The organism is Microbispora cellulosiformans (assembly GCF_008728085.1).
Classification (GTDB): Bacteria; Actinomycetota; Actinomycetes; order Streptosporangiales; family Streptosporangiaceae; genus Microbispora; species Microbispora amethystogenes.
The window spans coordinates 62,739-78,827 of sequence record NZ_VYTZ01000013.1 but is presented as its reverse complement, the minus strand read 5'-3'; the positions used below and the strand labels follow the sequence as shown (position 1 = coordinate 78,827).

Genomic DNA, 16,089 nt, shown 5'->3' with positions numbered 1-16,089 from the left:
TCGGGACGAAAGTGGCTCTCCCCGCCAAATGGCCGGCGAGGAGAGCCACTTTCTTCTATCTGCCGCCCGTCTGCTCGGTGAGCCACTCCGTCATGCGGCGCTCACTCTCGACGATCTTGGCCAGGCTCACGTTCTCCCCCGCCGTGTGCGCGATGTCGGGGTTGCCCGGACCGCAGTTGACGGCGGGCATGCCCAGGGCGGAGAAACGCGCGACGTCGGTCCAGCCCAGTTTGGCCCGGGGCGTGCCGCCGATCGCGGCGGCGAACGCCGCGGCGACCGGATCGGTCAGCCCCGGCCGCGCGCCGGGGGAGCCGTCGGTGAGCCGTACGTCGAAGCCGTCGAACACCTCGCACACGTGCGCGAAGGCCTCCTCGATCGTCCGGTCGGGGGCGAAGCGGTAGTTGACGGTCACCACGCACTCGTCGGGGATGACGTTGCCGGCCACCCCTCCGCGTACGCCGACCGCGTTGAGCCCCTCCCGGAACCGGAGGCCGTCCACGAGCGGGCTGCGCGGCTCGTACCGGACCAGCCGGTCCAGGACCGGCGCGATCCCGTGGACGGCGTTGACGCCCTCCCAGGAGCGGGCGCTGTGCGCCCGGACGCCCTTCACCGTGATCTCGGCGCGGAGCGTGCCCTGGCAGCCGCCCTCGATGAGGCCGTCGGTCGGCTCCATGACGACCGCGAAGTCGCCGGCGAGCCACTCGGGGTGGGTGCGGGTGAGCCGCAGCAGCCCGCTGCGCTCGGCCTCGATCTCCTCGCAGTCGTAGAAGACGAAGGTCAGGTCGCGGTTCGGCGCGGCCAGCAGGCAGAGCTTCAGCTGCACCGCCACCCCGCTCTTCATGTCGGAGGTGCCGCAGCCGTACAGCACGCCGTCTTCGGTCCGGCTCGGCAGGTTCCCCGCCACCGGGACCGTGTCGATGTGCCCGGCGATCACCACGCGCTCGGCCCGGCCGAGATCGGTCCGCGCCACCACCGCGTCGCCGTCGCGCAGCACGGTCAGGTGGGGCAGGGCGCGGAGGGCCTCCTCGATCGCGTCGGCCAGCGCCTTCTCCGCGCCGCTCACCGACTCGATGTCCACCAGCCGCGCCGTCAGCGCGCCCACGTCCTCGGCAAGGTCAAGTCGCATGCCTCCCGACCTTACGCCACCTGGACGGCGCCGGTGGGCTTGGAGTCCGCGGGCTTGGCGTCGGTGGGCTTGGGTTCCTTGCGCCAGCCGTCGTGCCCGGCGGCCGCCGTCCAGGCCACCCCCTCGAACCGCACCTCGCGCAGGCCGTACTTCTGGGCGTGGGCGACGTACCACGCGGCGACCAGCCAGCCGCGCTTGTCGGCGGCCTCGGCGCCGAGCGCTCGTACGAGCTGCTTTCGGGCCGTCTCGGGCTGCGGCTTGACCGGCTTGGCGGGCGGCGGATACCAGCAGTGGACGGCCTGCGGGACCCGCCCGGTGAACGCCGCGGAAAGGATCTTCGCGGACTGCTCGTGCTCGGCGTAGGCCGAGCCGTCGGCGGAGCGCTGCACGGCCTGGGCGGCGTCGTGCAGCGGGATCGTCCGGTAGTGCTTCACCTTCTCCAGGGCGGCGAAGAACTTGCGGGTCGCGTAGACCGGGTCCTGCAACTGCTCGGGCGTCCCCCAGCCCTGTGAGGGCCGCTGCTGGAAGACCCCGACCGAGTCGCGGTCGCCGTACGGGAGGTTGGCCAGCTTGGACTCCTGGATCGCGGTGACGTACGCGATCTGGAGGGCGCGCTCGGGCAGTTTGCGCCGGGCGGCGACGGCGGCGACGGTGGCGGCCACCTGGGCCTGCTCGATGTCGATGTCGAGCGTGCCCTCGGGGGTCTTCACGAGGCAGTGCTCCCCGAGCGCGAAGGGCTCGGTCCGCTTCAGCAGGTGATAGGCGCCGTAGTAGATCGCCCCGCCGAGCAGGGCGACGATGACCACGACGGTCACGACTGGTTTGGTAAGGCGCCGTTCCACGATCCAGAACCTACCCCGGTGATCAGGGCAGTCGTTCCGCGCGGACGGAGCCGGGGGTGAGGGGGCGGGCGTACGCCGCCTCCCACTGGCCGCCCTGCACGCGCTGGAACGACAGCAGGCGGCCGTCACTCGCGCGGTAGTCGGCGAAGTCGAGCAGCCCGCGCTCGGGCAGGCCCGTCCTCCCCTCGGATCGGAAGGCGGCGGTGCCGCGCTCGATCGGGGAGAACTCGACGCCGTCGACGATCAGCATGTGCTTGGCCGGCACCATCCCCTGGGTCGGCACGTCGGTCCACAGCAGGACCTCCAGGTGGGACGGCTCGCCCCCCGGGCCCGGCCGCTCCGCGACCGACAACCAGTTGTCGTAGCGGCGGGCACCCTCGTCGAGGAGGTAGTCGGTCCACTGCTCGCCCTGCACCGCGCAGTGCACCGCGCCGACGGCCCGGTAGCGGGCGGCCTCGACGTAGACCGTGTCCCCCACCTTGATCGTGCGGGGGTCGAAGTAGTCGGGATCGGACGCGAGGTCCCGCGCCGGCGACTCTCCCGGGGCGGCGGGCGGGGTGCGCACGGGCTGACGCGTACGGCTGCGCCGGCTCGCCGCCACCACAGCCGTCACCACACCCAGCAGGACGACGACCGTGACGAGGCCCAGCACGATCACGGTCATTGTCGTCATGGCGCGCGATCCTACTGGAGGCGGCTGACCGCCGCATCGACGCGCTCGTCGGTGGCGGTGATCGCGACGCGGACGTGTCCACGCCCGGCGTCGCCGTAGAACTCGCCCGGCGCGACGAGGATGCCCCGGCCCGCCAGCGCTCGCACCTGGTCCCAGCAGTCCTCGCCGTTGGCGGCCCACAGGTAGAGCCCGGCCTCGGAGTGCTCCACCCGCCAGCCCGCCCGTTCCAGCGCGGGACGCAGCACCGCCCTGCGGCGGGCGTACCGCTCCCGCTGCTCGTCGGCGTGCGCGTCGTCGTCCAGCGCGGCCGTCATCGCGGCCTGCACCGGAGCGGGCACGATCATGCCCGCGTGCTTGCGCACCTCGAGCAGCCGCCGTACGAGCCGGGGGTCGCCGGCGACGAACCCCGCGCGGTATCCGGCGAGGTTCGACCGCTTCGACAGCGAGTGGACCGCGAGCAGCCCCTCGTGCGAGCCCTCGCACACGTCCGGATGGAGGACCGACAGCGGCTCGTCCTCCCAGCCGAGCTCGATGTAGCACTCGTCGGAGGCGACGATCGCGCCACGCTCCCGCGCCCACGCGACCACCTTGCGCAGGTGCTCGGCGGGCAGGACCCGTCCCGTGGGGTTGGACGGCGAGTTCACCCAGACGAGCGGCACCCGCTCGGGCCCCAGCGAGAGCAGCCCGTCGGTCGCGTACGGCTCGGCTCCGGCGAGCCGGGCCCCCACGTCGTAGGTGGGATAGGCGAGCGCGGGAAAGACCACCCGCTCCCCCGGCCGCACGCCGAGCAGCGTCGGCAGCCAGGCCACCAGTTCCTTCGTGCCTATCGTCGGCAGCACGTCCGCGGGGTCGACGACGACCCCGTGCCGCCGCCGGAGCCAGCCCGCGGCCGCCTCACGCAACCGCGGCGTGCCGTACGTCAGGGGATAACCGGGGCTGTCGGCGGCGGCGGAGAGCGCCTGGCGGGCGACGGGGGGAACCGGATCGACCGGCGTGCCGACCGACAGGTCGACGATCCCGCCGGGATGCGCCCGCGCCAGCTCCTGGTACGGCGCCAGCCGGTCCCATGGAAAGTCGGGCAACGCGATCAAAGGAAATCCCCCAGTCGTCACGGAGCGGGCCCGCGAGGGTCGGTGACTCTTTAGTGTTCCTCGCTCTGCGGCGGAAGCGCCGCGACCACCGGGTGGTCCTTGTTGATCTTTCCTACCTTCGAGGCGCCGCCGGGCGAGCCCAGCTCCTCGAAGAAGTCGACGTTGGCCTTGTAGAAGTCCTTCCACTGCTCGGGAAGGTCATCCTCGTAGAAGATCGCCTCCACGGGGCAGACCGGCTCACACGCCCCGCAGTCCACACACTCGTCGGGGTGGATGTAGAGCATGCGTTCGCCCTCGTAGATGCAATCGACGGGGCACTCCTCGATGCACGCCTTGTCCAGGACGTCCACGCAAGGCTGCGCGATGACGTACGTCACCTCGGGCTCCTTCTGGGTTGCACGGCTCGACCGCGGGTTGCTAGCCCTAGTATTGCGGTGCCTGCCTACCAGCCGGAACAGGAGGGGGGCAATCGTCGTGGCCCCTAAGACCGGAGCCCGCCTCGTCGTCGCGATCACCCCTGCCGACGTGGGCGAACGCGTGACCACCCGGCGCAGGGACCCAAGTGGGTTCCGGGACGCCGTCGGCGTGTTGGAATCCTGGCGCGACGGCGTGCTCACCGTACGGAAACGGGACGGAAGCCTCGTCGAAATCGCCGAGGAGACGCTCGCCGCCGCCAAGGTCGTGCCGCCCAGACCGCCGAGGTAAGCAGGCGAGGTAGACAGCCGAGGTAATCAGGCGGCAATCCCGCAGCGTGCCGCCTCGACCGGCCGCGCCGGCGGGGCGGAGCATACGCGACGTGACCCTACGCGCCTGTGTCGTGACGATCTCCTCGGCGGCGGTCCTCCTGGCCGCGGCCTCCGCGTGCTCCCGGCAGCGGACGCCGGACAGGCCGCCGCCTCCGCTGAACCCCCGCGCGGCCAGTCTGGCCGACGGGTTCGGCACGATGGACAGGCTCGTCGACGCCGCCCGCAAGGAGGGCGCGCTCACCGTCGTGGGCCTGCCGGGCGGCTGGGTCGGCTACAAGGAGATCATCGCGCGCTTCTCCGACAAGTACGGGATCAAGGTGGCGTCGATCATGCCGGAGGCGAACAGCCGGCAGGAGATCGACGCCGCGGCCCGCCTGCGCGGGACGGCCCAGGCGCCGGACGTCTTCGACGTCACGCTGGAGGTCGCGGTCGCGAACGCCAAGCTCTTCGCGCCGTACCGGGTGACGGGCTGGGCGGACATCCCCGACGAGGCCAAGGACCAGGACGGCCGCTGGTACGCCGCCTACGGCGGGTACATGTCGATCGGCTACGACCCGAGGAAGGTGCCCGCCCCGGCGTCGTACGCCGCGCTGGCCCGGCCGGGGACGACGGTCGCGCTGCCCGGCGACCCCCGGCAGGTGGCGTCGGCCTTCAGCGGCGTCATGGCCGCCTCGCTCGGCCGGGGACTGCCCGACGCCGCGCGGGGGGTGAACCTGTTCGCGCGGCTGCGCAAGGGCGGCATGCTCGGCCGTCCCGACCAGGCCACGACGGTGGTCGACTGGGACTTCATGAACGCGGCGCGGGCCGCGGGCGCGCGCGGCGCGGCGGCCTGGCGGGTCACGATCCCGAAGAACGCGGTGCTCGCCTCCTACTACATGCAGGCGATCGACGCGGCGGCGCCGCATCCGGCCGCCGCCCGCCTGTGGGAGGAGTTCCTGCTGTCCGACGAGGGCCAGAACCTCTTCCTCAAGGCGTACGCCCGGCCGTCGCGGATGGAGGCGATGGAGACGCGCGGGGCCCTCGACGGGGGCGCCGCCGCCCGGCTGCCCGAGGCGTCCGGCGACCCGGTGATCCTCACCATCCCCGAGCAGGACAAGGCCAAGGCCTACCTGGCCGCGCACTGGGCGAAGGACGTGGGCTGACACTCACAGCACTGACACTCGCAGAGGCGTCGGAAGCCGTACAGTGTGTCGCATCCCACCGGAATCCCACCAGATCCCAGGAGTCTCACGAGTCGGCTGAGACCGTGGTGATCGAGTCGTGGTGGCCGGGCTGTGGATCAGAGTGTGGCGATCCCGGCACCGGCCAGTAAGAATGCGAGCCGATCTTGAGGTACGAAACCCCCAGTCCCACTCGATGGAACGCTCGCGCCTACGACAGCTCCTTCGGCTACGTCTCGCCCGTGGGCGCGCCGCTGGTCGACCTGCTCGACCCCCGCCCCGGTGAGCGGGTGCTCGACCTCGGCTGCGGCACCGGGGTGATGACCGCCGAGATCGCGGCGCGCGGCGCCCACGTGCTCGGCATCGACGGCTCCCACGCGATGATCGAGCAGGCCATCGCCCATCACCCCGGTCTCGACTTCACCGTCGGCGACGGCCACGACTTCACCGTGGCCCAGTCGTACGACGCGGTCTTCTCGAACGCCGCCCTGCACTGGATGAGCCGCGACCCCGACGCGGTGATCGACTGCGTACGCGAGGCGCTGCGGCCGGGCGGCCGGTTCGTCGCCGAGATGGGCGGCGCGGGCAACTGCGCGGCCCTGACCTCGGCCATGCTCACCGCCTGGCGCGAGCACGGCCTGCGCGAGCCCGAGCTGCCGTGGTACTTCCCCGGCCCGGCGGAGTACGCCCTGCGGCTGGAGAAGGGCGGGTTCACGGTGCGGCTGCTCGAACACTTCGACCGGCCCACGCCGCTCGACGAGTGCCCCGACGGCGCGGCCGACTGGGTGCGACTGTTCGCCGGCCGGCTGCTCGACCAGGTTCCTCCCGCGACCGTGGGGCCGTTGCTCCGGCGGGTCAACGAGCTGGCCGCCCCGGCGCTGCGGCGCGAGTCGGGCTGGATGGCCGACTACGTGCGCCTCCGTTTCGCCGCCGAACGCCACTGAGCCAATTAGCCACTGAGCCAGTTAACTGGGATCTCCAGCACGGCGGGGAGATTTGCCAGACTATGGTCTGGTCTTTGTGAGCGATGGGGACAGCATGAACTTCTGCCTGAGTGACCTCGTGCCACCACTGCGCTGGAGTGATGCCGCCCGCATCGGGACGCTCGACCGGCCGGGGCTGCCCGACGCCTGGTGGCGCACGCTTCCCCTGCACCGGGTGCTGGCCGTCGCGGACGCCGACGCGCTCGCCGAGCTGCTCACCGTCCTCGCGCTGGAGCACTGGCCCGCGGCGGCCGTCGGCGACGTGCTGCCCGCGCTCCACGTGCTGGATCCCGACGAGGCCGACGACCCCCAGGTCGCGATCGCGCTCGATCGGGCGGGATCATGGCACGGCCTGCTCGCGCTGTCCGGCCGGGAGCTGGCCGACCAGCCCTTCGTCAAGGCGCGGCCGGTGCTGGCCGCCCTGTTCTCCGCCGTCTTCGCCCGGATGGCGGACTCCGCCGAGACGGCTTCTGAAACGACTTCTGAGACGACTCAGAAGGGCGAGGTCTCCGGAAGCCTGCCGGACGAGCCCGAACCGGGGCCGGCCGACCCTCCCGAAGTGATCCCCGAGCTGATCCCCGAACTGATCGACGCGGCCTTCGCCGACCTCGACGACCAGACCTGGATGGTGGCGCAGAACCGGGTCTTCACCGACGACCCGTCGGCGCCCGAGCAGCTCGCCAGGCTGCTCGCCGTACCCCCCGAGGTGCTCGCCGACGCCGAGGCGGCCCTGCGCGGCCGGATCGCCCAGTGGCTCGCGTCGCCGGAGGCGGCGCCGTACAACGAGCATCTGGCCCGGCTCACCGCCGCGCTCGGCGTCGCGGTGCCGAAGGCGCGGCTGGTCGCGGCGGCCGACTGGCACGGGCGCGAGCTGCGCTCGCTGGAGGTGCCCGCCTGGCGGTTCGTGCTCGCCACGCTGCCCGACCACCGGCTCTCCGGCGACTGGCTGGTGGCCGGGGACGTCGAGGACCTGAGGGAGCGGACCCGCGCCCTCATCACCGCGGCCGAGCGGCCGCCGACCGTCTCGCAGGCGCTCGAACTGGTCCGCTCGCTCGGCGTACGTCCCGACGCCGCCAGAGAATGGCTGGACAGCGTCCCGCAGCTACGCGCGCAGCGGGTGCCCCGGGGGCGCGGGCTCAAGGACGTGTCGCTGACCCGGCGGTGCTTCCGGCAGCCGGACGGCAGGTGGTGGCTGCGGGTCGACGTCTCCGGTGATCACCTCGGCGGCGGCGAGGTGATGCTGCCGACCGGGTTCGCGGCCTACGTCGGGCTCGCCCCCGGCGACACCCGGACCGTGCAGAGCGCCGCCGGGGACATCGGCCTCTCCTGGCACACCCGGCCGTCGCTGGACTCGCTGCGGCGGATCCTCACCGAGGTCTCGGCCGAGGAGGGCAGCCACATCTTCCTGACCCTCTCCGAGGAGGGCCTGCTGCGCGTACGGCACCTGCCGGCGGCGGGCGGCGACGAGATGCGGCGGGCGCTGCGCCTCGTCGGCTACACCGCTCCGGGCGGCACGCCCGAGCAGGCGGCGCGGGTGATCGCGACGCGGGTCGGGCTCGCCGGGCCCGCCGGGCGGCCGGAGATCCTCGCGCGGCTGCGCGAACGCGGGGACCGCGACCTGCTGACCCTGCTGGGATAGCGGGATGCCCCGGCTCGCGATCTCCCCGGAGTTCCTGCACGGGCTCGGCGCGCTCCCCCGGCCCGTCCGCCGGGAGGCGATCCTCGCCGTACGCCGGTTCCTGCTGAACGCCTCCACCGCGCCGCACCCCGAGAGGGTGCGCAACGGCCGCGATCCCCGGGTCGCCACGCTGCGGCTCGCCGACCGCCACCGGGGGGTGGTCGTCCGGCAGGACGACGTCTACTGGCTGCTGACCGTGCTGCCGGACGCCGAGGCGTGGTCGTACGCCCAGCGGCACCGGATCGGGGTGAACACGGCGGTCGGGATCGTCGAGGTCTGGGACGCCGAGGCGCTGGAGCGGATCGAGCCGGCCCTGCGCCGGGCGTCGCGGAGCGGCGGCCGTCCGCTGTTCGAGGACTTCTGCGACACCGACCTGCTGAACATCGGCGTGGACGCCCGCCTGCTGCCGCTGCTGCGGATGATGACGTCGGAGGCCCACCTCGCCGCGGTGGAACCGCTGCTCCCGCGCAGCCAGTTCGCGCCGCTGTCGGCGCTCGCCCGCGGCGGCTCGCTCGCGGCGGCCTGGCGCGAACTGGACGCCTGCCGCTGCCGGGCGGCCGACGAGGTCGACCCCGAGGACCTGCTCACCGCGCTGCGGCGCAGCCCCGACCGGGCGGTGTTCACCGCCGACGCCGCCGAGCTGGAGCGGATCGTCGCCCAGCCCCACTGGTGCACGTTCCTCTACCCGCCGCAGCACACGTACGCCAACTGGCCGTCGTACGACGAGCCGGTGCTGATCACCGGGGGAGCCGGCACCGGCAAGACGGTCATCGCGCTGCACCGCGCGGCCCTGCTTGCCCGCGCGGCCACCGGCCCGATCCTGCTGGTCACGTTCTCGCAGGGCCTCGCGACCGAGCTGTCCGCGCGGCTCGACATGATGGTCGGCGACGAGCTGGTGCGCAAGCGCGTCGAGGTGGGGAACGTGGACCGGATCGCCCACCGCATCGTCGCCGAGGCGGAGGGCCGCGCCCCGGCCCTGGTCTCCTCCGACGACCTGGCCGGGCTGTGGCAGGAGGCGGCCGCCGGGCGCTTCGGCAAACACGGGAAGCACTCGGACCGGCGCTTCGGCAGCGCGTTCCTGCTGCGGGAGTGGGAACAGGTGATCCTCGCGCAGGACCTGCGGACGCTGGAGGAGTACCAGGCGGCGGCGCGGCCCGGCCGCAGCGTGCCGCTGGACGCCGGGGCGAGGACCCTGGTGTGGGAGGCCGTCCAGCACGTCATCGGGCGGCTGCGCGAGACGGGCCGGCGGACCCTGCTCCAGCTCGCCTCCGAGGCGGCGGGGCTGCTGGGGCGGGCCGTGGGCGACCTCCTCGGCGACCGGGAGCCGGGGCGGGAGCCGTACCGGCACATCGTGGTGGACGAGGCGCAGGACCTGCACCCCGCGCAATGGCGGTTGTTGCGGGCGGCGGTCCCCGCCGCCCCGAACGACCTGTTCATCCTCGGCGACCCGCACCAGCGCATGTTCGACACGAGGGTCGCGCTCGCGGACGTCGGCATCCCCGTCCGCCGGTTCCATCTGAAGCTCTCCTACCGGCTGCCGCCGGAGATGCTGTCGTGGGGGGTGCGGCTGCGCGGCGGCGGACCCGCCGACGGCCTGGTCGCGGGCAACGCCGGGCTGTACGGCTACCGCGGGCTCGGCCACGGGCCGCGCCCGATGGTGCGCGAGTACGTGACCCCGGCGGCGGAGATCGCCGGCCTCGTCTCGACGGTGGCCGACTGGCTGCGGGAAGGCGTGCCCACGGCAGAGATCGCGGTCGCCGCGCGTACCGCCGACCTCGTGCGTACCGCCCGTACCGCACTACGCGAAGCGGGCATCACGGTCAAAGTCGCCATGCTTCACGGAATGAAAGGGCTGGAATTCCGCCGGGTTGCCGTGATAGGCGTGGCTGACGGAATCGTGCCGGCGCCCGACGCGCTGACCCCGGCCGCCGAGGATCCGACGGCACGGGCGCACGATCTGCAACGCGAACGGGGGCTGCTCTACGTGGCGTGCACACGAGCGGGAGAGTTGCTCTACGTGTCCTATTCGGGACGCGCCAGTCCCTTCCTTCCCGTGTGACCACCTTGGCCCTGATCCCCTAGTGTGAACTGCGGATATATTCCCCTCGCCGGTTGGACCTGCATGAACCTGAGCCTTAGCGACATCGTGCCTCCGCTGCGCTGGACCGCGCCCAGCCAGGTAGAGCCGATCGCGAGCGACCCCGGTCTTCCCGACGCGTGGTGGCAGGCGCTCCCCCTCGACCGGGCCTGCGCGGCTGTGGGGACCGTACAGATCGCCTCCCGGCTCGCCGATCTCACCAGCGCCTGCTGGGCGCACCTGGTCCTCGGCGACATCCTGCCGCTGCTGAGGTTCACCCACCCCGAGGAGAGCCTGCAGACGCCGGGCCCCCGCGAGATCGTCCACAAGCTGTTCATCGACGTCATCGACCGGCTGCTGGCCACCGAGCCGGCCGGGGAGCCCGCCGGGGCCCCGGTCCCGCCGGCCCTCCCCGAGCGGCCGATGGCCGAGGTCATCGACGAGATCTTCGCCCGGCTGGACGACCGCCAGCGGGCCATCGCCAGAGACCGGCTCTACTACGACACCTCCCAGCAGTCGGGCCAGCACCCCGGCCAGGCCCAGCGCGCCACGCTCGACGAGCTCGCCCAGCGCTTCTCCGTCACCCGCGAGCGGATCCGGCAGATCGAGCGCGACCTGCGCGACCACGTGCTGGAGTGGCTGCGGAGCCCGGCCGCCGCGCCGCTCAACGCCCATCTGGCCTGGCTGCGCACCCGGCTCGGCTCCGCGGTGCCCGCCGACGACCTCGCCGCGGCCGTGCCGTGGCACCGCACCGAGCTGATCACTCTCGCGATCCCCGCCTGGCGGTTCGTCCGCACACTGCTGACGGGGTACGACCAGGTGGACGGCTGGCTGGTCGCGGGCGGCGCGGACGAGCTCAGGGAGAAGACCCGCCAGCTGTTCGCCGACGGCCCCCGCCCGCTGGACGAGGCGGTCGCGCAGGTGGCCCAGCTCGGCGTACGCGAGGACGTGGCCGAGCGCTGGCTCGCGTCGGTGCCGCAGCTGCGCGTGCTCGACGGGCACGTCGTGCCCTGGCCGCGCAGCATGGGCGACAAGGCCGAGGCCGTGCTGGCGGTCTCCGGCGCTCCGTTGACCCCCGAGGAGATCCAGGCCCGCATCGGCGAGGACTACAGCCTCGTCGGCCTGCGCAACCAGCTCGCCGCCGACGAGCGGTTCATCCGGCTCGACCGCAGCAAGTACGGCCTGCGCCGCTGGGGCGGCGAGGAGTACCTGGGCATCCGGGAGATGATCAGCCGGGAGATCGAGCGCGCGGGCGGCGAGGCGTCGGTGAGCACGATCGTCGACAACCTCACCTCGCGCTACGACGTGAGCGAGAGCTCGATCAGGGCGTACGCCGGAGGGCCCGGGTTCGAACGCACCCAGCGCGGCTACATCAGGGTCGCGGGGCAGGCCCAGGGCGAGCCGTACCAGCCGCGCCGGGACGTCTCGATGACCCGGCGCTGCTTCCGCAGCCGCGACGGCCGTTGGTGGCACCGGGTCGACGTCAACGCCGAACACCTGCGGGGCTCCGGCTCGCCGCTGCCGACGGGTTTCGCGGCCCATCTCGGCATGGCGCCCGGGGGGCAGCTCACCGTGTCGACGTCGTCGGGCGAAGTGGTGATCAGCTGGCACAACCAGCCGACCATCGGATCGATCAGGAACGTGCTGGCCGACTACAACGCCTCCGACGGCGACCACGTCTTCCTCACCGTCTCCGATGGCGGCGAGCTGCTGACGCGGTTCCTGCCCGCCGCCGCGGCCGGGCTGCCCGCGATCAACCAGGCCCTGCACCTGATCGGGTACACGGCGCCGGTGGCGTCCGAGGCCGAAGGGCTGCGCCTCATCGGCGCGCGCATCGGCCTGACCGAGGGGACCGGCCGGGAAGAGGTGCTCGACCGCCTGCGCGACCGCGGCGACCGCGACATCCTCCGCTTCCTCTCCTGACGGGGCTTCCTGACCGGGCTTCCTGCTCGTGAAGGGTCCTGCTCGTGAAGCTGGGGTGAAGGGTCCTGCTCGGGTGGAGGGGACGCCGGGCACAGCACGTAGGCTCAAGGCATGTTGCGGCTCCACGACACCCTGACCCGGCAGATCGTGCCCCTCGCACCGGCGGGTTCGCGGATCCTGCGGATGCACACCTGCGCCGCACACGGGCCCTCCGGTCTCGGCGACCCGCGCCCGTATCTGCTCGCCGACCTGATCCGCCGCGTCAGCGAGCGGGCCGGGTTACGCGTGCTCGCCTGCCGGAACGTCTCCGACCTCGGGCACGGGGGTGACGGCGGAGCCTCCCTCGAAGCCGGCGCTCTCGCGCTCAACATGCGCGTTCCCGAGCACTCCCCCCGCACCAGCGAGACCATGGGTCTGATCATCGAGCTCATCGGACGGCTCATCGAGCATGGTCACGCGTACGCCACTCCCGAGGGGGCGGTGATGTTCGACGCGGCGTCCTTCCCGGCGTACGGGGAGATGTGCGGCGCGGCGGCTCCCGGCGACTGGATGCTCTGGGAGCCTGGCGACGAGGACCGCGCGGGCACGGCCTGGGACGCGCCCTGGGGACGCGGGCTGCCGAGCCGCGACATCGAATGCTCGGCGACGCCGCTCCGGTTCCTCGGGCCGCGCTTCGACCTCTACGTCGGCGGTGAGGGCCTGCGCTCCCCGCATCACGAGAGAGTGCGGGCACAGTCGAACGCCGCCACCGGCGAAGAGGCGGCCGCCCACTGGGCGCACGCCGGACGCCTGCTGTTCGAGGGCCGACCGGTGGACGATCACGACTCCAACGGCGACTCCAACAGCGGCTCCGACGGCGGCTCTTCTGGCGGCTCTTCTGGCGGCGCCGACGCGGTGACGCCGGCCCGTGTGGCTGCGGCCGGGCTCGACCCCCTGGCCGTACGGCTGGCCCTGTTGCGCCACCATTACCGGCAACAGGTGGACCTCACCTGGGACAGCCTCAAGACAGCCGACGCGGAACTGCGCCGCCTGCGGCGGCGCGTGGCCGAGTGGGCGGAGTCTCCCAGCCGCCCGATAGACGCCACGTACGCCGGACGCGTCCAGAACGCGCTGGACGACGATCTCGACACACCAGAGGCCCTGCGCCTGCTCGGCGACCTGGAAACCGACGAGTCGATCACGCCGGGGGCCAAGTTCGAGACCTTCCTCCACTTCGATCACATACTCGCCCTCGACCTGCCCGCCGACATCGGCAAGGCCTGACCCTCCCCGGCAGCGTTCCGGATACCTCCTCGGCAGCTCTCCCACGCTCCCAGCAGGCTGAGCTCCGAACACCCTGCCGGCTGCGTTCACCGCGGGTCCACCGCGCGGATTCACTGCAGGTCCACCGCGCGGGTTCACTGCGGGCTCATTGCGGGCGAGCCGGAGATCACGGGCGACAACGCACTGCACATCTGGCATTCCATAGCGACAAATCACTCGATAAACGGCTGAAACGCAGAGGAAACCGCCGACGTGTGATCCCAGCTAATCGCCGCGCTGGGGTGTTCACGGCGCGTTGCCGTGGGAGAATTAATACAGGCTTTCGAATTGATGGGAGGTGTGATGGATCTGTTCGACTCTGACCCTGCGCACCCTCGTCATTCGAACGATGACGGCAATGGCGAATGGTGGGAGCGGCTCATCTCTCGCTCGCCCCTTTGGTCGTCCGAGGGTGCGCTTGCCCGTGAATATGTGCCGATCGTCGAGCCCGGGGCGCGGAAGCACGCGAGCCGGTTCGACGAATCGGCGGAATCGCCTAACTCTGCCCGTGTATTCGATACTCGTCGCGGCCGTGCGCCCGATGCTGAATACAACGGTGAAGAGACCCCGAGTGGTGCCCCTTCTGGCGGTGTTTCTCCTGACGGTGTCTCTACCGACAGCGTCTCTACCGACAATGCCGGAGGCTCGTCGTGGGTGGCGGTGGCGGCGGTTGCTGAGGCGGCGCGGGCGGTGGCTCTGGTGCCGGTGCCGGAGGACTCGGGCGTGTGCCTGGCCGAGGCCGAGGAGTTGCTGTCGGCCCGTGACCGCATCACCAGCGCGTTGGCCGCCCGGGTCGGGCGTGTTCACCGGGCTGGGGAGGCGAAGAGCCATGGGCATGCGTCCACCAAGCTGTGGCTGCGTTCCGCTGGGGGGATGACCCCTGCGGGAGCCGGCCGGTTGCTGACGGTGAGCATGGAGCTGGTCCGCCTGCACGAGGCGCGCCGCCTGTTCGCGGAGGGTGGCCTGGCTGAGGGGATCGTGGAGGCGATCTGCATAGCCACTTCCGGGTTGACCGACGACCAGGCGAAGACGGCTGAGGGGATCTTGCTGGAGTTGGCGAGATCGGCGGGTGCGGCGGAGGTGGCCAAGGCGGGGCGGTATCTGCGGGCGGTGCTGGACCCCGACGGCCATGAGAAGGATGAGCAGGCGGACTTCGACCGCCGGTTCTTCCGGGTGCGCCGGCGAAGGAACGGCGCTGTGGAGGGGGAGTTCTACCTGCCGGTGGAGGCCGCCGCGCGATTGCAGCACCTGCTGGACGCCTACGCCAAGCCGAAAGCTGAGGGCGATGACCGCACGCTGAGTGTGCGGAACGCGGACGTGTTGATCGCGTTCCTGGAGAACAGGATCGCGACCGAGCTTCTGGTGCTGGTCAACGCCGAATCCCTCCCCGACGACCCGCCAGACACCGCCCCCACAGCCGACTCCCCAGCCGACCACGCAGGCACGGACCCCACAAACGGCCTCGCAGACGACCTCGCAGACGACCCCGCAGGCGCGGACGCCTCAGCCGACCACGCCGCCGCTGACCACCTAGACGGCCCCTCGGGCGACCACCCCACCAGCGACACGTCTGTCCCTCGTGACGAGCGCCTGAACCCTGGCCACTCCCCGACCGCTCCCGGCAGCGAGCCCTGCGCCGGTGATGCGCCGGAGGGTGAGAGCGCGCACCGCGAGAGCGACGCGCACCTGCACGATCGCGAGCAATTTGAAAGCGACACCCCGCTGTACGGCGATGAGCACCGGGCTAACGACCTCGTCGACGAGAACCCCGCCACAGAGGCTCCCGCTTCCGGCGGGGAGCGCGCCGCTCCCGACCGCCCTACCGCTGCCGAGCCCTCCATGCACAGACCCCCAACCGGGGGAGGCGACACCTGGCCCGGAGATAAGCCCTGGTCGGGGCTGGGAGCCGACGCTCTGCCGGGGCCGGAGCACAGTGGTGGTGTCTGGCCTGGTGGTGAGGCCTGGTCGGGCGCGGGAGCGGATGCTCCGCCGGAGAACAGACCGCCGGGGCTGGGGGTGAACAGTCCGCCGGGGGTGTGGTTGCGGGGGTTGCCGGGGCTGATCCTGGCGACCGGGCAGTTGCTGCCCGCCTCCAGCGTGCACCGGCTGGCCCGCACCAGCACTCTCGTGCGGATCGTCATGGACGCCGCCGGGCAGGTCCTGGACATGGGCCGCAAGGTCCGCCTGGCCACCCCCGCACAGCGCCGGGCCGTCTTCGCCCGGTACGCCACCTGCTGGGTGGACGGCTGCCCGTTGCCCGCAACGATGTGCCAGATCGATCACGCCGACGACTGGTGCAGCGGCGGGCTGACTGATCTGAAGCTGCTGGGGCCGGCGTGTCAGTTCCACAACCGTGACCGCTACCGCCACCCCACCCGCTACACCCGCCGCAACATCGGCGACGACCGCTGGGCCTTCACCTACCGCAACCCCCGCACCACCCGGCTGCGGGTATAGAGGCGGGCGGGCCGGTCAGGGGGCGGGCCGG

13 protein-coding genes are annotated in these 16,089 nt (G+C 72.2%); 8 read left to right on the top strand and 5 right to left on the bottom strand.

Annotation, left to right across the window (positions count from 1 at the left end):
- Positions 1 to 55: 55 nt before the first annotated feature.
- Genes dapE through fdxA form a run of 5 tightly spaced genes read right to left on the bottom strand, consistent with a single transcriptional unit; the run spans position 56 to position 4,109 of the window.
- Entirely contained in the window at positions 56 to 1,126 is a 1,071-nt protein-coding gene (dapE, locus tag F5972_RS29020) for a succinyl-diaminopimelate desuccinylase (protein WP_150937916.1), read from the bottom strand.
- A gap of 11 nt (positions 1,127 to 1,137) precedes the next feature.
- The gene (locus tag F5972_RS29015) at positions 1,138 to 1,968 is read right to left on the bottom strand and encodes a hypothetical protein (RefSeq protein ID WP_225311993.1); all 831 of its coding nucleotides are present in this window, start codon (positions 1,966 to 1,968) and stop codon (positions 1,138 to 1,140) included.
- Between the two features lie 22 nt (positions 1,969 to 1,990).
- A complete protein-coding gene (locus tag F5972_RS29010) occupies positions 1,991 to 2,641 on the bottom strand; it encodes a DUF4178 domain-containing protein (protein ID WP_225311992.1) in 651 nt (216 codons plus the stop codon).
- A gap of 11 nt (positions 2,642 to 2,652) precedes the next feature.
- Positions 2,653 to 3,732 (bottom strand): succinyldiaminopimelate transaminase, encoded by a 1,080-nt coding sequence (gene dapC, locus F5972_RS29005; protein ID WP_150937913.1) that lies wholly within the window; start codon positions 3,730 to 3,732, stop codon positions 2,653 to 2,655.
- 50 nt (positions 3,733 to 3,782) lie between these two features.
- Complete coding sequence (gene fdxA / locus F5972_RS29000) at positions 3,783 to 4,109, bottom strand: ferredoxin (RefSeq protein WP_111701357.1); 327 nt, start codon at positions 4,107 to 4,109, stop codon at positions 3,783 to 3,785.
- A gap of 97 nt (positions 4,110 to 4,206) precedes the next feature.
- On the opposite strand from fdxA, the gene F5972_RS28995 reads away from it, so the two are divergent.
- From F5972_RS28995 to F5972_RS28960, 8 genes are all read left to right on the top strand, one after another.
- Positions 4,207 to 4,437, top strand: a complete 231-nt coding sequence (locus F5972_RS28995; protein WP_150937911.1) for a putative acetyltransferase — start codon at positions 4,207 to 4,209, stop codon at positions 4,435 to 4,437.
- A 91-nt stretch (positions 4,438 to 4,528) separates the two neighbouring features.
- Complete coding sequence (locus F5972_RS28990) at positions 4,529 to 5,620, top strand: ABC transporter substrate-binding protein (RefSeq protein WP_150937909.1); 1,092 nt, start codon at positions 4,529 to 4,531, stop codon at positions 5,618 to 5,620.
- 185 nt (positions 5,621 to 5,805) lie between these two features.
- Positions 5,806 to 6,582 (top strand): class I SAM-dependent methyltransferase, encoded by a 777-nt coding sequence (locus F5972_RS28985; protein ID WP_150937907.1) that lies wholly within the window; start codon positions 5,806 to 5,808, stop codon positions 6,580 to 6,582.
- A 76-nt stretch (positions 6,583 to 6,658) separates the two neighbouring features.
- Positions 6,659 to 8,260 carry a hypothetical protein gene (locus F5972_RS28980; RefSeq protein ID WP_150937905.1) on the top strand — a complete coding sequence of 534 codons (1,602 nt, stop codon included), beginning with the start codon at positions 6,659 to 6,661 and terminating at the stop codon, positions 8,258 to 8,260.
- A 4-nt stretch (positions 8,261 to 8,264) separates the two neighbouring features.
- A complete protein-coding gene (locus F5972_RS28975; RefSeq protein ID WP_150937904.1) occupies positions 8,265 to 10,358 on the top strand; it encodes a UvrD-helicase domain-containing protein in 2,094 nt (697 codons plus the stop codon).
- A 63-nt stretch (positions 10,359 to 10,421) separates the two neighbouring features.
- A complete protein-coding gene (locus tag F5972_RS28970; protein ID WP_150937902.1) occupies positions 10,422 to 12,299 on the top strand; it encodes a sigma factor-like helix-turn-helix DNA-binding protein in 1,878 nt (625 codons plus the stop codon).
- 111 nt (positions 12,300 to 12,410) lie between these two features.
- Positions 12,411 to 13,562, top strand: a complete 1,152-nt coding sequence (locus F5972_RS28965) for a cysteine--tRNA ligase (protein ID WP_150937900.1) — start codon at positions 12,411 to 12,413, stop codon at positions 13,560 to 13,562.
- Positions 13,563 to 14,261: 699 nt separating this feature from the next.
- Complete coding sequence (locus tag F5972_RS28960) at positions 14,262 to 16,058, top strand: HNH endonuclease signature motif containing protein (RefSeq protein ID WP_191910362.1); 1,797 nt, start codon at positions 14,262 to 14,264, stop codon at positions 16,056 to 16,058.
- Positions 16,059 to 16,089 lie beyond the last annotated feature (31 nt).